This window comes from Collimonas sp. GW821-FHT07E08 (genome assembly GCF_059418905.1).
Genome location: NZ_JBWKQR010000007.1, coordinates 1 through 20,961 on the forward strand (window position 1 = coordinate 1; position 20,961 = coordinate 20,961).

A 20,961-nucleotide genomic window follows, 5' to 3' on the forward strand; every position below is an offset into this window, starting at 1 on the left:
TTTTGCGCTTGCTTGTACGTCATCTCGCCTTTTTCTACTTGCTCGACAACGCTCAATTTAAAAGCCAGGCTGTAATCTCGTTGGCTACGCCGTATCGATTGCTCCATCTGACACCCCTTCTCTTCATCGAAAAAGTGTCAACCTAATTCAGGACGGGTCAAGCAAAAGAAAAAGGCCCACCGAACGGTGGGCCTTTTAGATATTGGTGCTGGCTGCAGGACTTGAACCCGCCACCCCCTGATTACAAGTCAGGTGCTCTACCAGATGAGCTAAGCCAGCTAAACTGCGAAGTCCGCAATTATACCTATTTAATTCGAGTTAGGGTAGGCCTTCCGCCTTTTTTTGGCGGTTCCGGATCTTTTTCCGGATCCGTCCCTGGCGAATTCTGTTTTGTGTCGCCGGTTGACGACGGCACCGAGCTCAGGATCGGCGTTACCGAGGCTGACGGTTCAGGATTAGCCTCCTGTTCGGAGGCGGCTTCGGTGTCTGTTTCAGCGGCTGGAGCCGATGGTTCGAACGCCATGCCCTGGCCGTTTTCGCGCGCATAGATCGCGATCACGTTATCCACCGGCACCGAGATTTCCCGCGAGACGCCGCCGAAACGGGCGCTGAAATTGACGAACTCGTTGTCCATCTTCAGGCCGCTGGTGGCTTCGAAACTGATGTTCAATACAATCTCGCCATTCTTGACGAACTGCATCGGCACGCGCGTGTGCGCGTCTACCCTGGCCGCCAGATACGGGGTGTAGCCATTGTCGGTGCACCATTCATAAATGGCGCGCAACAAATACGGTTTGGTAGAAGTTTCTGACATGGGAAGCAACGGTACAAAATTAGGCACGGGCCGGCATGCGCCGCCGCAGCGGCGGCGCATGCCGGTAATCTACACGATCTTAACGACGCATGACTTTTTCGGACGGCGTCAGCGCTTCGATGTAGGCCGGGCGCGAGAAGATACGCTCAGCATACTTCATCAGCGGCGCAGCCGTCTTCGACAGTTCGATGCCGTAGTGATCCAGGCGCCACAGCAGCGGCGCGATGGCTACGTCCAGCATCGAGAACTCGTCGCCCAGCATGTATTTGTTCTTCAGGAACAAAGGCGCCAGCGTGGTCAGGCGGTCGCGGATTTCCGAGCGTGCCTTTTCGTGGCTCTTTTCTGCCGCTTTGGATTTCTCGTTCTCCAGCGTGTGCACGTGGATGAACAGTTCTTTCTCAAAGTTGAACAGCATCAGCCGCGCACGGGCGCGCATCAGCGGATCGGCCGGCATCAGCTGCGGATGCGGGAAACGTTCGTCGATGTATTCGTTGATGATATTGGATTCGTACAGGATCAGGTCGCGTTCGACCAGGATCGGCACTTGACCATACGGATTCATGGTCGAGATGTCTTCCGGCTTGTTGAACAAGTCGACATCGCGAATTTCAAAGTCCATGCCCTTCTCGAACAGAACGAGACGGCAGCGTTGTGAAAATGGGCAGGTTGTACCCGAATAGAGAACCATCATTTTTATAGTTCCTTAGAAACAAAAGGGTGAGACCCGATACGGCTCACCCCAAAACGCATACCCGCAAAATCGCGGGCATGAAAACTACTTGACGTCTTTCCAGTATGACGCGTTGAGACGCCATGCCAGAACGAAGAACATGCCGAGGAACAGCAGGACCCAGACGCCAAGGCGCTTGCGGGTGTTCTGAGCAGGCTCGCCCATCCATGCAAGATAGGACACCAGGTCGGCGACTGCAACATCGTATTCGACCTTGTTCATCTTGCCCGGCTTGACTTGCTCGAAACCGACAAACTTGTGTTCGGTCTTGCCCTCTTCGTGCGGATCTTTCACGTCTTCGTATTTGGCAGTACGAATTCCTTCCAGTTCCCACAGAACGTGCGGCATGCCGACGTTAGGGAAGACCATGTTGTTCCAGCCCGTTGGGCGGGTGTCGTCCTTGTAGAAAGTACGCAGATAAGTGTACAGCCAGTCCGGGCCGCTGCCGGCGCCGGACGCCTTGGCGCGGGCGATCACCGACAGGTCCGGAGGCGCTGCGCCGAACCATGCCTTGCTGTCTTTCGGCGACATGGCGATGGTCATCAGGTCGCCGACTTTATCGCCGGTGAACAGCAGGTTGTTCTTGATCTGCTCGTCGCTCAGGCCGATATCGTGCAAGCGGTTGTAGCGCATCGACGATGCCGAGTGGCAGTTCAGGCAGTAGTTGACGAACAGCTTGGCGCCGTTCTGCAGCGCGGACAGGTTGTTGCTCTGTTCCGGCGCGGTATCCAGCGGATAACCGCCCTCTTCGCTGGCAAAAGCCAGGACCGGGAGCAGCACCAGAGTCGCCATCAATTTTTTTATCAATGCGCTTTTTAGCAATGTCATGTTCTTATCCTCTGGCTTAGTGCGGGTGATAGACAACACGGTCCGGCACTGGCTTGAATGTACCTGCGGCGCTCCACCATGGCATCAGCAGGAAGAAGCCGAAGTAGATGAAGGTGCAGACCTTGGACACCAGGCCGCCGATCGCCGAAGGCGGCTGCACGCCGAGGTAGCCGAGCACCACGAAGGTGATCGCGAACAGGATGTAGATGTACTTGTGCCAGCTCGGACGGTAGCGGATCGACTTCACCTTGGAATGATCCAGCCAAGGCAGGCCGGCCAGGATGACGACCGAGACGCCCATCAGCACCACGCCGAAGAACTTGGCGTCGAACACGAACATGGCGCCGATGATGGCCAGGCCGATGACCGAAGCGGCGATCTTGAGCATGCTGCTCAGGCTCGATTTCAGCCACAGCAGGGCGACAAAGGCGGCGACGCCGACTTGCAGGTAGACGATGAAGTCAGAAGTGACTGCGCGCAGGATCGAGTAGTAAGGCGTGAAATACCAGACCGGGGCGATATGCGGCGGCGTCTTCAGCGAATCGGCCGGGACGAAGTTGTTGTACTCGAGGAAGTAGCCGCCCATTTCAGGACCGAAGAACACCACGGTGCTGAACACGATCAGGAACACGGCAACCGCCATCACGTCGTGCACCGAGTAGTAAGGGTGGAACGGCACGCCGTCCAGCGGCACGCCTTTGGCGTCCAGCTTTTCCTTGATCTCGACGCCGTCAGGATTGTTCGAACCCACTTCATGCAGGGCGATGATGTGCGCCACCACCAGGCCGATCAGGACCAGCGGGATCGCGATCACGTGGAACGAGAAGAAGCGGTTCAGGGTAGCGTCGGAGACCACGTAGTCGCCGCGGATCCACAGCGACAGGTCAGGGCCGATGAAAGGAATCGCACCGAACAGGTTGACGATAACCTGCGCGCCCCAGTAAGACATCTGGCCCCATGGCAGCAGGTAGCCCATGAACGCTTCGCCCATCAGGCACAGGAAAATGCCGACGCCGAACAGCCATACCAGCTCGCGCGGTTTGCGGTAGGAGCCGTACAGCAGGCCGCGCACCATGTGCAGGTAGACCACGATGAAGAAAGCCGAGGCGCCGGTCGAGTGCATGTAGCGCACCAGCCAGCCCCATGGCACGTCGCGCATGATGTATTCGACGGAAGCAAACGCCAGGGCGGCATCCGGCTTGTAATGCATGACCAGGAAGATCCCGGTGACGATCTGGATCACCAGCACCAGCAGCGCCAGCGAACCGAAGGCGTACCAGAAATTGAAGTTCTTTGGCGCGTAGTACTCGGACAGATGGGCTTTCCAGGTCGAGGTGACGGGGAAACGCGCATCGACCCAGTTCAGCGCCTTGTCGGCGATGGGAGCATCGGCCGGCAGCTGTTTTTCGTGGAATGCCATGATTAAGCCTCACCTTTCTCGTCTTTACCAATGACGATCTTGGTATCGGACAGGTACATGTAGCGTGGCACGTCGAGGTTGTTTGGCGCCGGCTTGTTCTTGAAAACACGGCCGGCCAGGTCGAAGGTCGAACCGTGGCAGGGGCAAAGGAAGCCGCCTTGCCAGTCGTCCGGCAGCGAAGGCTGGGCGCCAGGGGCGAATTTCGAGGATGGCGAACAGCCGAGGTGCGGGCAGATCCCGACCAGCACCAGGGTTTCTTCGTGGCCGGCGCGGCCGCGGTTGTTCGACTTGTTCTTGCAGTAGTCGGGCAAGTCCATGGTGTAGGGCTTGAGCGACTCGGGGTCGGCGACTTCGGAGGCGGTGTGTTCCAGCCCCTTCATCTGTTCCGGGGTGCGTTTCATGATCCAGACTGGCTTGCCGCGCCATTCGAACACTTGCATCTCGCCGGGTTTAATGCCGGAAATATCCACTTCCACCGGTGCACCCGCGGCTTTTGCGCGTTCGGATGGCTGGAAAGTGGAGACAAAGGCCCCCGCCGTCGCCAAACCGGCCACACCGCCTGCCGCGCATGTAGCCACGAGCAATCCACGTCGACCGGAGTCGACCTGCTTTTCGATACTCATACCAACCCCAATCAGTCAAAATACGAAACTTGCACGGAACTTCTAGCAACCCTAGATTATATCGAAGCTAAGGACTGTTTTAAAGGAAATACATGCAGCCATGTATAAAATCAGCCAAATCCATGGAAACTGCTGCTAAATCTGGCACAATTTCCTTCAGAAGCTCATTCTTGCACTGCAGCAAGCTTGTCCAGGGGTGGAAAATAACAAGAATTGACAAATTTGTCCTTTTAATCCGGCCGCGATCGCAGTATCTTCCCGATGATCAACATTAGTTATGGAGAAACAACACATGGGCATGATGCAAGAATTCAAGACCTTTGCACTCAAAGGCAACGTGATGGACCTGGCGGTCGGCGTGATCATCGGCGGCGCGTTCGGCAAGATCGTCGATTCCCTGGTGCAAGACATCATCATGCCGGTGGTCGGCAAGATCTTCGGCGGCCTTGATTTTGCCAACCACTACTTTCCGCTGAACGGCCAGGGCACTGAGCTGACGCTGGCGGAAGCGAAGAAAGCCGGCGCTGTGCTGGCCTACGGCAACTTCATCACCATTGCGCTGAATTTCGTCATCCTGGCTTTCGTGATTTTCCAGATGGTGCGCATCATCAACAAGCTGCGCGGCGAAGTGCCGCCGGCGCCTGCCGCCGATCCGGAAAACACCGTGCTGCTGCGCGAGATCCGCGACTCGCTGAAAAAGTAACCGCCGCTTGCGCCGATCGCCGAAGCCCGCTGCCTGCAGCGGGCTTTTGTTTTTGGCGGGCCCGGGATAGCCGATTTGCAGGTTGCGGCGCAAGTTACCATGCGTTAATCTGCACAATAACCGGCTTGGCTCCGCAACAACAAAATCCAGGCGCGGCACACAACGGCGGCACTGTGCGCAAAGGAAGCCGAATTGCCCTCCCAGGACTTGCAACCGGAACAATTGAAAGCCTGGCTTGCCGCAGCCGTGCGCAAGGACGCCGCCGCCTTCCGCGCGCTCTACGATGCCACCTCGCCGAAACTGTTCGGCTTCGCGCTGCGTATACTGGTTAAGCGCGAGTGGGCGGAAGAAGTGCTGCAGGAAAGTTTCGTCAGCATCTGGAACAACGCCGACAGCTACCAGGCCAGCCTGGCGGCTCCGATGACCTGGATGACCACCATCGTGCGCAACAAGGCATTCGATTTCCTGCGGCGCACGGACAGCGCGGTCGAAATCGATGCCGATACATTTGACAAGGAAGTCATGGAAAGCGCCGACCCGACGCCGCTGGAGGCGCTGCAGCTGACTGCCGACGCCAAGGCGCTGGCGCATTGCCTGGCGCGCCTGGAAGCCATGCAGCGGCAAGCGATTGCCCTGTCGTTCTATCACGACCTGTCGCACAGCGAAGTAGCGGCGCAGCTGCAGCTGCCGATCGGCACCGTCAAGACCTGGATCCGGCGCGGCCTGGAGCGCCTCAAGGGCTGCCTCGGCAAGCTGGGGAGCGCCTGATGGATATCGAACGCAATCCCGTCCTGGTCGACAAGCTGGCTTCCGAATACGCGCTCGGCGCCTTGCAGGGCGGCGCGCGGCGCCGTTTTGAAACGCTGCTGCGGCGGCACGCCGTGCTGCGCCAGGCTGTCGCCGAATGGCAGGACCGCCTGCATCCCATGGCCGAACTGGCGCCGCCGGCCCAACCACCCGCAGCAGTCTGGTCGGCCATCGAAGCCAAACTCGACCTGCCGCGCAAACCGCAGCGCAAGCGCTCGATCTGGTTCGAGCTGCGCGAAGACCTGAGCTTTTGGCGCGGCCTGGGCCTGGTTTCGACCACTGCCGCCATCATCCTGACCTCGCTGCTGCTGTCCAGGCAAGAGCTGCCGCCGGTACCTGCGGCGCCTGCCGTGTCGTATATCGCCATGCTGAGCAACGCGCAGGCGCAGCCGATCGCCGTGGTGACCGGCGATGCGCCGGGCGGCAGGCTGCTGGTCAAGCTGGTCATCCCGCAGAAGATTGCGCCGGACAAGAGCCTGGAATTGTGGGCCGTGCCGCAGGAAGGGCCGCCGCGCTCGCTCGGCCTGCTGGAAGCCAACGGCAGCATCAGCCTGGCGCTGCCGGCCGACGCCACGCCGCAGACCGTGCCGCTGCTGGCGGTGACGCTGGAGCCGAAAGGCGGATCGCAGGACCCCAAGGGACCGACCGGCCCGATCCTGTTCAAGGGCGCCTGGGTCCGTATATAGCGGCCGTCAGCGCTCGCCGTTGCCGACGGTGATGATGCGCATCAGGAAGCGGTACACAAAAAAAGCCGTGCCATGCCAGAGTCGCGTGCGCCAGGAACGATGGTTGAAGGCATCGGCGGATATCGGCTCGCCATCGGCAATCCCGCTTGCTATCTGCTGCCGCAGCGCACGCGAAAAATCGGCGTCCGTCACCACTACATTGGCTTCCTGGTTCACCAGCAGGCTGAAGCCATCGAAATTGCTGGAGCCGACGGTGGCCCAATCGTCATCGATCACCGCCACTTTTGCATGCAGCGCGGTCTTGCGGTATTCGACGATCTTGACGCCGGCTTTCAGCAGTTTCGGGTAATAGGAATGGCTGACGGCATCCTGCAGCCGGAACTGCCCTACCCCCAGCAGCAAGGTGACGTCGACTCCTCGCATCGCAGCCTGTTCCAGGCCGCGCCGCAATTTGCGGCTGGGTGCGAAATACGGGCTGGTCAGCAATGCGCTGTGGCGCGCATGGCCGAGCGCCTGCAGGTAGGCGCGCTGGATGGTGCGGCGATTGCGCAGGTTATCGCGCAGCACCAGGCCGGCCGAGGCCGGACCATGGGAGATGCCGCGGCCCTTGAAACGGGTGCGCTTGAATTGCCGGAGACGCGCCAGCAGTTTCATCTCGCCCAGGCGCAGCCATTGCGCCTCCAGTTCGATATGAATCACGTTCACCAGCGCGCCGCTGATGCCGACCGCAAAATCCCAGCGCGGCGCCGGCAGCGGCAGGCGCAGGTCGTCGTCGGACACCATGTCGTCGATGATGTTGAGGCCGCCGACAAAACCGACCTGGCGGTCGACCACGCAGATCTTGCGGTGCATGCGCGCCACGCCGCGCCGGAACCAGGGGTTGAAGCTGCGGTACATGACGCCGCTGGCCGCGAACTCCTGCTGCAGAGACGCCGAGCGCTGGCGGCCGGTGCCCAGCCAGTCGGCAATTACCCTGACCGCGACGCCGCGATGGGCGGCGCGGGTCAGCGCTTGCTGCACCAGCTGCGCGGTGTCGTCGTCGGCGAAGATATAGGTTTCCAGGTAGATTTCGGCGCGGGCAGCGTCGATGGCGGCAACCAGCGCCGGAAAAAAGGCCGCGCCGTTGTGCAACAGCGTGATGTGGTTATCTGCGCAGAGGGTTACCGCGCGCATGCGATGGAAAAGAGGAGAGACGACATCCGGCCGGTCTTTCTGAAGTCATGGTTGATGCTGCCATTATCGCAATTTGAGCGTCGCCACGATAGGCGCATGATCGGACAGTTTTGCCCATTCCGCGCCATGCAGGACTTCCGCCGATTCTACCGTAAAGCCGCGCAGGTAAATCCGGTCCAGCCGCAGCCAGGGAAAAGCCGCCGGAAAAGTGCGCGCCGGCTTCAGTTTCGGCTTGCGCCCTATCAGCTGCTGCAGGTAAGAACCGACGCCCTGCATGACGCTCGCGGTGGCGATCCGCTCGTCGAATATTTCGGCGACATCGAGCCGCGCCCGCAGCAATTCGCTGAGGCGATTGCCCCAGTCGTTGAAATCGCCGGCGATGATCAGCGGCGCGCCCGGCGGCGACGAGCTGCGCACCGCCTCGATCAGGGCCGCTGTCTGGCGCCGGCGGCCGCCGCCGAACAAGCCCAGGTGCACCACATAACAATGGATATCGGTGAATTCGGTCTTGAGGACGCAGTGCAGGATGCCGCGCGCCTCGTACGCATGGTCTGACACATCCTGGTTGCTTTGCGAACCGATTTCAAAACGGCTCAGCAAGGCGTTGCCGTGGTGGCCGTGGTCGTACACAGCATTCATGCCGTAGGCGGCGTGGTGCGAATCGCCGGCCAGGAAATCATGCTGGGCCTGTTCCGGCCAGTGCGCCGCGTGGCGCGCCGCCATCAGGTCATGCCTGCCCTGCACTTCCTGCAGGAAAAAAATGTCGGCTTCCATCTGGCTCAGCGCCTGTTTCAGCGCATGCACGCGCGGCCGGCTGCCCAGCGATGACACCCCTTTGTGGATGTTGTAGGTTGCAATGCGCAGTTTCATGACTCTTCAGCTATTCAACAAGATGGCGCGGCAACTGCAAGATGGCTTCGGCATTCGACGGCGAAAAACATGCGTCCGCAGCTTCCCGGTACGGCAGCCACTTGTACTGCAAATGCTCGCGCGGCGCGAGCGTCACCGGGACATCGTTCGGCACCAGCAGGCCGAACACGTGCTCGGTATTTTTTGTGACTCCAGGCGCATAACGATGGCGCCAGACCGGATAAATCTCATACACGTTGGCGACACCCCAGTCGCGCAGGTTGGACAGCGGCACGGCGCCCGCCTCGGCAGCCACCACGATGCCGGTTTCTTCCTGCACTTCACGCATCGCCGTCACTTCCAGGGCTTCGTCCGGGAAGTCCTTGGAACCGGTGACCGATTGCCAATAGTCCAGCTTGTCGGCCCGCTCCATCAACAACACCTGGAGATCTTCTGTATAGATAACAACCAGCACCGATTCGGGAATTTTATACATGCAGGATAAGTCGGCAAAAAAATGAAAAAGCGCCTTCGCGTCATAAAGCACCACTATAAACCTGTTTGGCCCCGGCATAAAAAAAGCGCGGTAAACCGCGCTTTTCCTTTTGCTGCTTTTTGCCTGGAAATCAGACTACCTTGGCTTCCGGCAGGCGCAGGCGGATATGCAGTTCTTTCAACTGCTTTTCGTCGACCGCCGACGGCGCTTGCGTCAGCAGGCATTGCGCGCGCTGGGTTTTCGGGAAAGCGATGACGTCGCGGATCGATTCGGCGCCGCACATCATGGTGACGATACGGTCCAGGCCGAACGCCAGGCCGCCGTGCGGAGGCGCGCCGTACTGCAGGGCGTCGAGCAGGAAGCCGAACTTGAGCTGCGCTTCTTCGGCGTCGATCTTCAAGGCGCGGAACACCTTGCTCTGCACTTCGGCGCGATGGATACGGATCGAACCGCCGCCCAGCTCCCAGCCGTTCAAGACCATGTCGTAGGCCTTGGCGATAGCCTTGCCCGGATCGGTCTCGATGAAGTCTTCGTGGCCGTCTTTCGGCGAAGTAAACGGATGGTGCAAGGCGTTCCAGCGGTCGCTGTCTTCGTCGTATTCGAACATCGGGAAATCGACCACCCACAATGGACGCCAAGTGTCGTCGAACAAGCCGACTTTCTTGCCGAATTCGCTGTGGCCGATCTTCACGCGCAATGCGCCGATGGCGTCGTTGACCACCTTGGCCTTGTCGGCGCCGAAGAAAATCAGGTCGCCGTCTTCAGCCCCGGTCAGTTCCAGCACTTGCGCCAGCGCGGCGTCGTGCAGGTTCTTGACGATAGGCGATTGCAGGCCGTCGCGGCCCTTGGCTTTTTCGTTGACCTTGATGTAAGCCAGGCCCTTGGCGCCGTAGATGGCGACGAACTGGGTGTAGGCATCGATCTCGGAACGCGGCATGGCGGCGCCGCCTGGCACGCGCAGGCCGACCACGCGGCCGTTTTCCATGTTGGCTGCGCCGGCGAATACCTTGAAGTCGACGTCTTTCATCACGGCGGTCAGGTCGGTGAAAGCCAGCTTGACGCGCATGTCCGGCTTGTCCGAACCGTACAGGGCCATCGCGGTGGCGAAGTCCATTACCGGGAATGGGTTAGGCAGGTCGATGTCCAGCGCGTTCTTGAATACCAGGCGGATCATGCCTTCGAACATGTCGCGGATTTCCTGTTCCGACATGAAGGAAGTTTCGCAATCGATCTGGGTGAATTCCGGCTGGCGGTCAGCGCGCAAATCTTCATCGCGGAAGCATTTGACGATCTGGTAGTAGCGGTCGAAGTTGGCCACCATCAGCAACTGCTTGAACAGCTGCGGCGACTGCGGCAAGGCGAAGAACTGGCCGGCGTTGACGCGCGACGGCACCAGGTAATCGCGGGCGCCTTCCGGGGTCGACTTGGTCAGCATCGGCGTTTCGATGTCGATGAAGCCGTTGGCGTCCAGGAACTTGCGCACTTCCATCGTCACCTTGTAGCGCAGGCGCAGGTTGCTTTGCATCTGCGGGCGGCGCAGGTCCAGCACGCGGTGCGTCAGGCGGGTGGTTTCCGACAGGTTGTCGTCGTCCAGCTGGAACGGCGGCGTGACCGACGGGTTCAGCACTTCCAGTTCATGCGCCAGCACTTCGATCTTGCCCGATTTCAGGTTGGCGTTGCTGGTGCCGTCCGGGCGCAGGCGCACCACGCCGGTGATGCGCAGGCAGAATTCGTTGCGCACCGCTTCCGCGTTCTTGAATACTTCGGCGCGGTCCGGATCGCACACTACCTGCACCAGGCCTTCGCGGTCGCGCAGGTCGATGAAGATGACGCCGCCATGGTCGCGACGACGATGGACCCAGCCGCACAGGCTGACGGTTTGGCCGAGAAGTACCTCAGTAGTGAGGCCGCAGTATTGGGTTCGCATGGACATGTTCAGGTTTTCGCAGTTCAGATGTTGTAAGTATTAATTAATATAAGCGGGCGGTCGATCGGGCAGCGGAGCAGCGTCAATTGCTGGCCGCTGCGTCACTGCCGGGCGGCGAATCGATCACCAGTTTCCTGCCGGGCTGCTGCTCGGGCGCAACCACGCCCATGGAAACGATGTACTTCAAGGCTTCGTCGACGCTCATGTCGAGTTCGATGGTGTCTGCGCGCGGCAGCATCAGGAAGAAACCGGAAGTCGGGTTCGGCGTGGTCGGCACGTAGACGCTGACATAGTCGCCGGCCAGGTGGTTCTTGACGTCGCCGCCAGGCACTCCGGTCAGGAAGGCGATGGTCCACGATCCCTCGCGCGGGTATTGCACCAGCAGGGCTTTGCGGAAAGCGTTGCCGGACGATGAAAACAGCGTGTCCGAGACTTGCTTGACGCTGGAGTAGATGGAACTGACCACCGGGATCCGGGTCAGCACGCCCTCCCAGACCGAGACGATCTGGCGGCCGATGAAATTGCGCGTCGCCAGGCCGGTCAGGAAGATCACCAGCAAGGTCAGGATCGTGCCCAGGCCAGGAATATCCATCCCCAGCAAGGCTTTCGGCCGCCATTGTTCCGGCAGCAGCAAGAGCGACTGGTCCATCGTGCCAATGACCAGGTTCAGCACCCACAGCGTGATTGCCAGGGGCACAAGAACCAGTAGACCGGTGATGAAATATTTACGCATGGCTTTCTTTGTCGGACGACACGTACCGGGTACGTGCGCCTGCAGGTTACATGGATGACATTATGTCGCGGCGGCCGGCGTGCCGCCGCTGTTGCTGCCGGCAGCCGGAGCGGCCGGGGCGGCAGCCGGCGCTGCGGCGGCTGTTGCCGCGGCGGCGGGCGCGGCGGCGGTACTGCCGGCCGCTGCCGGCTCGGCCGGACTTGCCGGCGGCACGGTCGCGCCTGCGCCGCCGCGGAAATCGGTCACATACCAGCCGGTGCCCTTGAGCTGGAATCCAGCCGCGGTCACTTGCTTCTTGAACGCGGCTTTGCTGCAGGACGGGCAAACCGTCAGCGGCTCGTCGGACATCTTTTGCAGCACATCTTTGGCGAAACCACAGGCTTCGCAGCGATACGCATAAATCGGCATGGTGAAACTCCGCAAAAATCAGTACAAAAACAGTACAAAACCCTGAATTATAAAGGTTTTTTTGCAGTGTACACCGGCTTCGGCAATAGCTTGTGGCGGCGCAGCACAGAATTGCCTGCGACACCACATCCGCATCGTATCAAAACGACAATCCTGGCCTATCTAGCGCGCCCGGATCTCGGTCCAGATGCGGTTGATGGCGCGCCTTTGCTTGCTGTTCAGGTCTTTCAGCATCTCCAGCTTGGCGAAACCCGCCTTGTCCGGGAAAATCACCGGGTTGTTGGCAATCTCGGGCTTGATGTACTTGGCGGCGTCGGCATTCGGATTGCCCGAGCCGATCAGGTTGCTCAGTTCGGCGGCATTCTTGCCGTCCAACATGAAATTGATGAACTTGAGCGCCAGGTCAGGACGCGGCGCGGCTTTGTGGATCACCATGCTGTCCAGCGCCAGCACTGCGCCCTCTTTCGGCATGCCATGGCGGATATGGAATTTGCGGCCGGCTTTTTGCGCATCGACATCGGCCTGGAAGATGTCATTCGAATACCCGTGGGCCAGCCAGATATTACCTACCGTCAATTCCTTGATATAGCTGCTGCCGTTGAACGCGGCCCAGTAAGGTTTGGCCTTGAGGATCACGTCCTTGGCCTGCTGCCAGTGCTGCTCGTCGGTGTCGTTGGCGGAATAGCCCAGGTATTTGAGCGCGGCGGCCATCAGTTCGTTGGCGGAATCGAGCACGGTCACCTTGCCTTTGATCTTGGCCAGGATCTTCGGATCGAAAATCGCGGCCCAGCTGTCGACGCTGATTCCCAGCTCCTTCATCTTCTGGTCGTTGTAGCCCATCACCGTCACCGTGTAGGCATACGGCACGGAATGCTTGTTGCCCTTGTCGAAATCGGTGTTCAGGTAGGACGGGTTGACGTTCTTCAGGTTAGGCAGCTGGCCCTTGTCGAGCGGCAGCAAGGCTTGCTGCTTGATCAGCGCATCCAGCGCATTGCCGGTCGGCACGATGATGTCGTAACCCTTGGCGCCGGCAGCCAGCTTGGCCAGCATTTCTTCGTTGTCGCCATAATAGGTCTGCACCACCTTGCACTTGCAGAAGGTTTCGAAGCGCTGCACGGTTTCCGGAGCAATGTAGTTGTTCCAGTTATACAGGCGCAGTTCATCGGCGGCGTGGGCCGAGAAGCTGGCAAGCAGCAGCGATGCGATGGCGAGCAGTTTTTTCATGGCTGTCCTGATAGGCGATTAGGAGGAACGGAGGGCATTAGGCGCAAGCTTGGACGCGATGATTATAAGCAGCAGCGTCAGCCCCATCAACAAGGTCGAGACCGCGTTGACTTCGGGCGTAACGGCGATCTTGATCATCGAATAGATCTGCAGCGGCAGGGTCGAGGCATTGGCGCCGGCGGTGAAGAAGGTGATCACGAAGTCGTCGATCGACAACGTGAACGCCATCAGGGCTCCCGCCACCACGCCTGGCATGATCAGCGGCAGCGTCACCAGCCGGAACGCCTGCATCGGCGTCGCGCCGCAATCGCGCGCGGCCTCGGTCAGGCTTTCGTCCATGCCGGACAGACGCGAACGCACCACGATCGCCACGAAGCCTATGCAGAAGGCGATATGCGCCAGGGCGATCGACACCAGTCCCAAGGTGATGTTGAGCATCACGAAGAAGATCAGCAGCGAGACGCCGACCAGGATTTCCGGAATCGCTATCGGCGTCAGCACCAGCAAGGGCAGCAACTTCAGCTTGTAGCGATGCATGGCGAAACCGGCCATGGTGCCGAGCATGGTCGAAGCGGCGCTGGCGACCAGCGCAATCAGCAGGGAATTGCCGGCGGCCTGCAGCATCTCTTCGTTATGGAACAGCTTGCGGTACCAGTCCAGCGTGAAACCTACCCACTCGGCGTTGAGCTGCGAATCGTTGAAGGAATACACCACCACGATGATCAGCGGCACGTAGAGGAAGGCGTAGACCGCCAGCGCTACCAGCCACAGGCCCAGCGGGCGTCGGATGACATTGCTCATGCTTGCCTCCTCGGCCTGGCCACCAGCACGGCGATGCCGGCGGCGATCAGGGCCGCCACCGTGAGGACGATGGAGAGCACGCTGCCGAACGGCCAGTCGCGGGTTTCCAGGAACTGCTGTTTGATGACGTTGCCGATCATGTCGCTGCCGGTGCCGCCGAGGATGTCGGATACCGCAAAAATACCCAGCGCAGGAATGAAGACCAGCGCCGCTCCGGCGTACACGCCCGGCAGGGAGAGCGGAAACGTGATGCGCCAGAAGCGCTGCCAGGCCGATGCGCCCAGGTCCTGGGCGGCGTCGACCAGCGCCGGATCATGCTTTTCCAGGTTGGCGTACAAGGGCAGGACCATGAACGGCAGGTGCACATAGACCAGGCCGACGATCACTGAAAATCCGGTAAACAACAGGCGCACCGGCTCGATGCCGGCCAGTCCCAATATATAGTTGACGGCTTGCGTCAGGCCGGATTGCGGGCCGAGGATGATCATCCAGGCATAGACGCGAATCAGGAAGTTGCTCCAGAACGGCAGGATCACCAGCAGGATCAGCAGGTCGCGGTATTTCTTCGGGCTGCGCGCGATCAGCAGCGCCAGCGGATAAGCCATCAGCAGACAGCAGAAGGTCGTGATCAGCGCATACATCAGCGATTTCAGGAAGATCGCGGTATAGATAAAATCGGACGTGAAGCGCTGGAAATTCTCCAGCGTCAGGTTCAGCTTGCCGGCTTCATCGAACACCGGCGCCAGGCCGCCGTAGTCGCCGGCATAACGCACTGAGGCGAACACCATGATCAGGCTGGGGATGGCGAAGAACAGCAGCAGGTAGAACAGCGGCGGGCCGCTGATCAGCCAGCGCGCCATGCGGCCGCGCTTTTCCGCGGCGTTGGACAGCTTACTCATACAGGAAATGCCCCGCGTCGAATTGCCAGGCGATGTCGACCATGTCGCCGACTTCGAAGAACTTGGCGCGGCCGGCCGCCGAATTCGCCAGCAGCGCCTCGATGGTGGTGCCGCCCTCGGTCTGCACGATATAGACCGTGACGTCGCCCAGGTACAGCAGCTCTTTGACGAAACCCTTGAAGTGGTTTTCGGCAGTATCGGTGCCGATCTCGGCGCTGATGTGGATTTTTTCCGGGCGCAGCGCCAGGGTGCCCTTGCGGCCGACTGCGGCTTCCGCCGGCAAGGTGCTCTTGACCAGCCCCAGGCCGGGCACGTCCAGCTTCATCGAAGCGCCGTCGACGCTGGCAATGGCGCCGTCCAGCAGGTTGCAGGTGCCGATGAAGTCGGCCACGAAACGGGTGCGCGGATAACTGTAGATGCGCGACGGTTCGTCCAGCTGCTCGACATTGCCGCGGTTCATGACCGCGATCCGGTGCGACAGCGCCAGCGCTTCGCCCTGGTCGTGGGTGACGTAGACGAAGGTGATGTCGACTTCCTTTTGCAGGTTGATCAACTCGATCTGCATCTGTTCACGCAGCTTGGCGTCCAGCGCCGACAGCGGTTCATCGAGCAGCAGCAGCTTGGGCCGCGACACCAGCGCCCGGGCCACCGCCACCCGCTGCCGTTGACCGCCTGACAACTCGTGCGGGAAACGCGCGGCAAAGCCGGTCAGGCGCACATCTTCCAGCGCTTCCTCGACCCGGGTGCGGATCTGGTCGGCCGGCACCTTGGCCATTTTCAGGGGAAACGCGATATTGGCCGCGACCGTCATGTGCGGAAACAGGGCGTAGTTCTGGAACACGGTGCAGACCGGCCGCTGTTCGGGCGGGATGCCGACCAGGTCGACGCCGTCCAGCAGGATCTGGCCCGAATCCGGCAAGTCGAAACCGGCGATCATGCGCAGCAAGGTGGTCTTGCCGCAGCCGGAAGGTCCCAGCAAGGTAAAGAATTCGCCGGCCTCAATCGACAGGCTGATGTTGTCAACTGCGGCAAAGTCGCCAAAACGACGACTGACATTACGGATTTCGAGCAGCGCCATATGTCTTCAGGTCCAGGGGGTGCGAAAAACCGCCAATTGTAGCAAGGCGCCTGTAATTTATGTAAAAAAAGCCGCCCTGCGAGCTTGGCAAAAACAACGGTCTAGGCGCGCCGCCGCCATTCCATCCAGCGTTCTTTGCCGGCAAACACCGGGATGGAATCGCCTACCTCGCGCTCGTCGACCAGCTCGAAACCGGCATGCAATAAGCGTTCCAGTTCGGCCCGGCTGATGCCGAACGGCGGTCCTTTCGGATTGTCATCGAAAAAAAAGAAGCCGGCCAATGCTGCGCCCGCCGGCAACAGCTCGGCCCAGCGGCCGGCGATGTCGGCGCGCTTGGCCGCAGGCAAGGCGCACAGGAAGGCGCGCTCATAGATCAGCCCGAGCGGCCGCGGCGGCTGGTAGGTGAAGAAATCGGCCTGCAGCACCCGTTCCGACCATTTGCCCAGCACGGTGCGGGCAGCGCTGACGGCAGCGCCGGAAAAATCGATGGCGGTCACGTCCCAGCCGGCCTCCGCCAGCAAGGCCACTTCGTAGCCGCTGCCGCAGCCGGGAATCAGGGTCGCCGCCGGCTGGCTGCGCGCCAGGTACTCCTGCAGCGCCTGCGGTACGCCGCCCTTGTCCCAGGGAATAAAGTCTTGCTCGAAGCGCTCGCTCCAGAAATCGGGATGCGAGGGGTCGCGGCTGGCGAACTTGGGGACAGGATCCGGCGTCGTCATGGCTACCACCAGATCATGTGTGCGAAACGCAGGTACAGGAGGGTCAACAGCACGCCGGCCGCCAGGCCGCCGCCGACATACACCAGCATGCCGAGGAAACGGTTGGTCTGGCGCTGCTCCGCAATCAGCCGCCACATCAGTTCATTGTTTTGCTCGGTCTTGGGCTCCACCACCTGGGTCAAGGCCTGGTGCGCCAGGCGCGGCAATTGCGGCAGCAGCTTGCTGTAGCGCGGCATCTCGATCTTCAGCTGCTGGATCAGGCCGCGCCAGCCCAGCTGTTCGCTCATCCAGCGTTCCAGGTGCGGCTTGGCGGTTTTCCACAGGTCGAGGTCAGGATCGAGCTGGCGGCCCAGGCCTTCGACGTTGAGCAGGGTTTTCTGCAGCAGCACCAGCTGCGGCTGCACTTCGACATTGAAGCGGCGCGAAGTCTGGAACAGGCGCAGCAGCACCTGGCCGAAGGAGATATCTTTCAGCGGCCGGTCGAAGATCGGCTCGCAGCAAGCGCGCACCGCCGATTCCAGTTCATCGACCCGGGTTTCCTTCGGCGCCCAGCCGGATTCGATATGGGCTTCGGCGACACGTTTGTAATCGCGCTGGAAAAACGCCAGGAAGTTTTGCGACAGGTAGTCTTTATCGAAATCGTTGAGGGTGCCGACGATGCCGAAATCAAGCGCGATGTAACGGCCGAAAGTAGCCGGCGCCACCGACACCAGGATATTCCCGGGATGCATGTCGGCATGGAAAAACCCATCGCGGAACACCTGGGTGAAAAAAATCTCGACGCCGTCGCGCGACAGCTTGCCAAGGTCGACGCCGGCGTCGCGCAGGCGGTCCAGCTGCGAAATCGGGATGCCGTGCATGCGCTCCATCACGATCACCGACGGCGAGCAGTAGTCCCAGTACATTTCCGGCACCACCAGCAGGTCGGAATTGGCGAAATTGCGGCGCAGCTGGCTACCGTTGGCGGCTTCGCGCATCAGGTCCAGCTCGTCGTGCAGGTATTTGTCGAACTCGCCGACCACTTCGCGCGCCTTCAAGCGGCGGCCGTCGGCCCACAGTTTTTCCACCAGGCCGGCGGCGATGTGCATCAGCGCGACGTCTTCATCGATCGACTTTTTCATGCCCGGCCGCAGCACCTTGACCGCCACTTCCTTGCCGCTCTTCAGCGTGGCGAAGTGCACCTGGGCGATCGAGGCCGAGGCCACCGGCTCCCGCTCGAAGCTGGCGAACAGGTCGTCCGGATGGGCTTTCAACGATTTTTCGATCTGCGCGATCGCCAGGTCGGAACTGAAAGGCGGCACCCGGTCCTGCAGGCGCGCCAGTTCATCGACCATATCGCCCGGCAGCAGGTCGCGGCGGGTCGACAGCACCTGGCCGAACTTGACGAAAATCGGCCCCAGTTCTTCCAGCGCCATGCGCAAGCGTTCGCCGCGCGGCGCCGAAATATCGCGCCAGAAAATCAGGGTATCGATCAGCTTGGAGATGCGCGGCGTGTCGAAACCCGACATGGCGATATCGTCCAGGCCGTAACGCACGGCGACGCGGACAATTTTGAACAGGCGCAGGAATTTCAGGATCATGAATTTTTCAGTTTGTTGATGCGTTTGGCGAGTCGTTCCAGGTCGTCGCGCAGCCTGGTGACATCATTCGTAAAATCGGACACCGCCTGCGGCCGCACCAGCATCGGTTGCTCTTCCAGGAAATATTCGGCGACGTTTTCCGCCAGTTTCTTGTGGGTAGCCAGCGCGCCGGCCGCCAGCGCCTTGCCGCCGGCGACCAAACGCACGGCAGCGATATCGCCCACCAGCTTGCTCAGGTCGTGCTCGGCGTCCCAGCGCAAACCCTGGCTGACTTGCGAGATGGCGTTGGCGAAATCGGCGTCGCCCTCGATCTTCACGTAGGAAAATGCGCGTTCCCGGTTCTGCGCAATCAACGGCAGGTCGGCCAGGTTGACGCGGATCGTGACATTCACAGCCATGTCCGGCGCCGGCGCCTGCAGCAGGCCGTCGGCGCTGACCTGCCAGCTCAGCTTGACGGCGCCGCCGTCGAAGCAGGCGACCTTGTCCGCATGCGCGGCCAGGATGCGCTGCGCCCATGGCTCTTGCGCCAGCAGATGATTGACCGCGGCGGTGATCGGCGTGAAATTGATTGGAGGAGTCATGCTGCCGTTTAAATGTAAGCGAGCGGTCAATTGCCGAATTCAGGATTAATAAAACAAAACCGCCCGTGACTATTCACGGGCGGTCCCAAGTTTACCAGTTTGTCAGGCTCAAAGCCCGCTACAGCCTTGGCATTTATGTATTGATCTGCTGGATCCCGGCCAAAACCCAGCCGCCCTGCCCCGTTTGCGGCTTGGACAGGTTCCAGACTTCGGTGAACGGTTCCGCCGACGCTTCCGGCACTTCCTTGATCAGGCCGGTGAACTTGACGCTGGCCAGGTAATCGCTGCCGATGGTTTCGATGCCCATCAGTTCGCCGTCCAGCTGCACCACATCGGTGTTGTTGGGCGATGCGCCGCGTTCCTGCAGCTGCAGGCGCAGTTCGCCGAACATCTCGGGCGTGGTGAATTCGCGGATATCGTTGATGTCAGCCTTGTCCCAGGCGGCTTGCAGGCGGATGAAGTAAGTCTTGGCGCTGCGCACGAAACCCGGCACGTCGAAATCGTCGGGAATGCCCCAAGGCGCGCTGTGCGCCGCCGGCGCCGCGGACTGGAACGAAGGAGCGGAGTTGATGCGCGAACCGATTTCCGGTGTAAAGCCGGAAGAATTGCTGTCAAAACTGGCTGCGGGGGAATAAGCGGCGGGCGCCGGCGTATTGCTGCCCTTGCGCATTACCAATCGCACAACAAAAATCACCGCGACTGCCAATAGCGCCATCATCAGGAAAGAACCGAATGCGCCGCCCAGGCCGAAGTGCGACATCAGGGCGCCCAGGCCAAGGCCCAGCAAGGCGCCGCCGAGGATGCCTTTCCATGGGCTGGCCGGCTTGGGCGGAACGCCCTGCGGCGTGGCGGCCGGCGTGGCCGGACGGGCCTGGTTGGCGCTGCCGAAATTCTGCGTCGGCTGGCTTGGCGCCTGGCGCGAAATTCCGGACGACTGCTTGCCGAACGAACCGCCGCCGCCCAGGCGGCGCGCGTCGGCGTTCGATATGGTCAGCGACAAGGTAGTTGCCACCATCAGCAACACCAGCAAAAATCTCTTCATGCGAGCTCCTACAGTTTTATGCCGGTATGCAAAGCTGCCACACCGGCAGTTAAATTGAAATACTCAACCCGCGCCAGGCCGGCATCCGTCATCATCTGCTTCAGGGTGTCCTGATCGGGATGCATGCGGATCGATTCAGCCAGGTAGCGGTAGCTTTCGGAATCGTTGGCAATTTTCTTGCCCAGCCACGGCAACACGGAAAACGAATACACGTCGTAAGGCTTTTTCAGCGGCTCCCATACTTTCGAGAACTCCAGCACCAGCAACTTGCCGCCCGGCTTCAGTACGCGCCGCATCTCTGCCAGCGCGGCATCCTTGTGCGTCATGTTGCGCAAACCGAAGGCCACCGACACCCGGTCGAAATAATTGTCCGGAAACGGCAATTTCTCCGCGTCACACAGCAAGGTGGGGGTGGACAGGCCGTTATTCAAGAGACGGTCGCGGCCGACGCGCAGCATCGACTCGTTGATATCGGTCAGCCACACTTCGCCGGTCGGCCCGGCGCGCTTGGCGAAAGCCTTGGCCAGGTCGCCGGTGCCGCCGGCAATGTCCAGCACCTTGAAGCCGGGACGGATCGCTGCCTGGGCGATCGTGAAAATTTTCCAGACCCGATGCAAGCCGGCCGACATCAGATCGTTCATGACATCGTATTTGGGCGCAACCGAGTGGAAAACTTCGGCGACTTTGTGGACTTTATCGTCCTCGGAGACGGTTTTATAACCGAAATGCGTGGTGTTGGTCATGGTGGCAAGCTTGTTTTGGCAGACTTACATTATACAAGTCCAGCCGCTGCGTGCTCGGCTTGCCAAATAAACTATGCGCGGTTTCCCGCCGGCTGGAACA

General features: G+C 60.6%; 23 protein-coding genes and 1 tRNA gene. 3 read left to right on the forward strand and 21 right to left on the reverse strand.

What is annotated here, in order from left to right:
• Positions 1-203: 203 nt before the first annotated feature.
• From AC07RZ_RS10280 to petA, 6 genes are all read right to left on the reverse strand, one after another.
• Positions 204-279: transfer RNA gene (locus AC07RZ_RS10280), tRNA-Thr, on the reverse strand.
• Positions 280-304: 25 nt separating this feature from the next.
• The gene (locus AC07RZ_RS10285) at positions 305-814 is read right to left on the reverse strand and encodes a ClpXP protease specificity-enhancing factor (RefSeq protein ID WP_342828931.1); all 510 of its coding nucleotides are present in this window, start codon (positions 812-814) and stop codon (positions 305-307) included.
• Positions 815-893: 79 nt separating this feature from the next.
• Positions 894-1,505 carry a glutathione S-transferase N-terminal domain-containing protein gene (locus AC07RZ_RS10290; RefSeq protein ID WP_092394978.1) on the reverse strand — a complete coding sequence of 204 codons (612 nt, stop codon included), beginning with the start codon at positions 1,503-1,505 and terminating at the stop codon, positions 894-896.
• Positions 1,506-1,589: 84 nt separating this feature from the next.
• A complete protein-coding gene (locus AC07RZ_RS10295) occupies positions 1,590-2,372 on the reverse strand; it encodes a cytochrome c1 (protein ID WP_144741942.1) in 783 nt (260 codons plus the stop codon).
• Between the two features lie 16 nt (positions 2,373-2,388).
• The gene (locus AC07RZ_RS10300) at positions 2,389-3,795 is read right to left on the reverse strand and encodes a cytochrome b (protein WP_175500914.1); all 1,407 of its coding nucleotides are present in this window, start codon (positions 3,793-3,795) and stop codon (positions 2,389-2,391) included.
• Positions 3,795-4,415, reverse strand: a complete 621-nt coding sequence (petA, locus tag AC07RZ_RS10305; RefSeq protein WP_092394969.1) for a ubiquinol-cytochrome c reductase iron-sulfur subunit — start codon at positions 4,413-4,415, stop codon at positions 3,795-3,797. The genes AC07RZ_RS10300 and petA overlap by 1 nt, the downstream gene beginning before the upstream one ends.
• A gap of 292 nt (positions 4,416-4,707) precedes the next feature.
• On the opposite strand from petA, the gene mscL reads away from it, so the two are divergent.
• From mscL to AC07RZ_RS10320, 3 genes are all read left to right on the forward strand, one after another.
• On the forward strand, positions 4,708-5,118 hold the full coding sequence (gene mscL / locus AC07RZ_RS10310; RefSeq protein WP_144742034.1) for a large conductance mechanosensitive channel protein MscL: 411 nt from the start codon (positions 4,708-4,710) through the stop codon (positions 5,116-5,118).
• Between the two features lie 192 nt (positions 5,119-5,310).
• Positions 5,311-5,886 (forward strand): RNA polymerase sigma factor, encoded by a 576-nt coding sequence (locus AC07RZ_RS10315; RefSeq protein WP_494667875.1) that lies wholly within the window; start codon positions 5,311-5,313, stop codon positions 5,884-5,886.
• The gene (locus AC07RZ_RS10320) at positions 5,886-6,611 is read left to right on the forward strand and encodes an anti-sigma factor (RefSeq protein WP_494667876.1); all 726 of its coding nucleotides are present in this window, start codon (positions 5,886-5,888) and stop codon (positions 6,609-6,611) included. Before AC07RZ_RS10315 ends, AC07RZ_RS10320 begins: the two co-directional genes overlap by 1 nt.
• Positions 6,612-6,617: 6 nt before the next feature.
• On the opposite strand, the gene AC07RZ_RS10325 is transcribed toward AC07RZ_RS10320, so the two are convergent.
• The 15 genes from AC07RZ_RS10325 to ubiE all read right to left on the reverse strand — a co-directional run bounded on the left by AC07RZ_RS10325 (position 6,618) and on the right by ubiE (position 20,861).
• Positions 6,618-7,784: a phospholipase D-like domain-containing protein gene (locus tag AC07RZ_RS10325; protein WP_494667877.1), complete on the reverse strand. Its 1,167-nt coding sequence runs from the start codon at positions 7,782-7,784 to the stop codon at positions 6,618-6,620.
• 63 nt (positions 7,785-7,847) lie between these two features.
• Positions 7,848-8,654, reverse strand: coding sequence for an endonuclease/exonuclease/phosphatase family protein (locus tag AC07RZ_RS10330; RefSeq protein WP_092394956.1), 807 nt, complete (start codon positions 8,652-8,654; stop codon positions 7,848-7,850).
• Between the two features lie 10 nt (positions 8,655-8,664).
• The gene (gene nudB / locus AC07RZ_RS10335; protein WP_092395104.1) at positions 8,665-9,129 is read right to left on the reverse strand and encodes a dihydroneopterin triphosphate diphosphatase; all 465 of its coding nucleotides are present in this window, start codon (positions 9,127-9,129) and stop codon (positions 8,665-8,667) included.
• Between the two features lie 130 nt (positions 9,130-9,259).
• Entirely contained in the window at positions 9,260-11,062 is a 1,803-nt protein-coding gene (gene aspS, locus AC07RZ_RS10340) for an aspartate--tRNA ligase (RefSeq protein WP_342828702.1), read from the reverse strand.
• A 76-nt stretch (positions 11,063-11,138) separates the two neighbouring features.
• Entirely contained in the window at positions 11,139-11,789 is a 651-nt protein-coding gene (locus tag AC07RZ_RS10345) for a DUF502 domain-containing protein (protein WP_092394951.1), read from the reverse strand.
• A 60-nt stretch (positions 11,790-11,849) separates the two neighbouring features.
• A complete protein-coding gene (locus AC07RZ_RS10350; protein ID WP_144741954.1) occupies positions 11,850-12,197 on the reverse strand; it encodes an FmdB family zinc ribbon protein in 348 nt (115 codons plus the stop codon).
• Between the two features lie 162 nt (positions 12,198-12,359).
• The gene (locus AC07RZ_RS10355) at positions 12,360-13,421 is read right to left on the reverse strand and encodes an ABC transporter substrate-binding protein (RefSeq protein ID WP_494667878.1); all 1,062 of its coding nucleotides are present in this window, start codon (positions 13,419-13,421) and stop codon (positions 12,360-12,362) included.
• Positions 13,422-13,439: 18 nt separating this feature from the next.
• Positions 13,440-14,222, reverse strand: coding sequence for an ABC transporter permease (locus AC07RZ_RS10360; protein WP_144741957.1), 783 nt, complete (start codon positions 14,220-14,222; stop codon positions 13,440-13,442).
• Positions 14,219-15,121, reverse strand: a complete 903-nt coding sequence (locus tag AC07RZ_RS10365) for an ABC transporter permease (RefSeq protein WP_144741959.1) — start codon at positions 15,119-15,121, stop codon at positions 14,219-14,221. The genes AC07RZ_RS10360 and AC07RZ_RS10365 overlap by 4 nt, the downstream gene beginning before the upstream one ends.
• Positions 15,114-16,199 (reverse strand): ABC transporter ATP-binding protein, encoded by a 1,086-nt coding sequence (locus AC07RZ_RS10370; protein ID WP_494667879.1) that lies wholly within the window; start codon positions 16,197-16,199, stop codon positions 15,114-15,116. The genes AC07RZ_RS10365 and AC07RZ_RS10370 overlap by 8 nt, the downstream gene beginning before the upstream one ends.
• Before the next feature lie 101 nt (positions 16,200-16,300).
• Positions 16,301-16,915 (reverse strand): methyltransferase domain-containing protein, encoded by a 615-nt coding sequence (locus tag AC07RZ_RS10375; RefSeq protein WP_494667880.1) that lies wholly within the window; start codon positions 16,913-16,915, stop codon positions 16,301-16,303.
• Positions 16,916-16,917: 2 nt separating this feature from the next.
• On the reverse strand, positions 16,918-18,495 hold the full coding sequence (gene ubiB / locus AC07RZ_RS10380) for a ubiquinone biosynthesis regulatory protein kinase UbiB (RefSeq protein ID WP_494667881.1): 1,578 nt from the start codon (positions 18,493-18,495) through the stop codon (positions 16,918-16,920).
• Positions 18,492-19,076, reverse strand: coding sequence for a ubiquinone biosynthesis accessory factor UbiJ (locus tag AC07RZ_RS10385; protein ID WP_494667882.1), 585 nt, complete (start codon positions 19,074-19,076; stop codon positions 18,492-18,494). Before AC07RZ_RS10385 ends, ubiB begins: the two co-directional genes overlap by 4 nt.
• A gap of 133 nt (positions 19,077-19,209) precedes the next feature.
• Entirely contained in the window at positions 19,210-20,118 is a 909-nt protein-coding gene (locus tag AC07RZ_RS10390; protein WP_494667883.1) for a Tim44 domain-containing protein, read from the reverse strand.
• Between the two features lie 8 nt (positions 20,119-20,126).
• On the reverse strand, positions 20,127-20,861 hold the full coding sequence (gene ubiE, locus AC07RZ_RS10395; RefSeq protein ID WP_342828716.1) for a bifunctional demethylmenaquinone methyltransferase/2-methoxy-6-polyprenyl-1,4-benzoquinol methylase UbiE: 735 nt from the start codon (positions 20,859-20,861) through the stop codon (positions 20,127-20,129).
• Positions 20,862-20,961 lie beyond the last annotated feature (100 nt).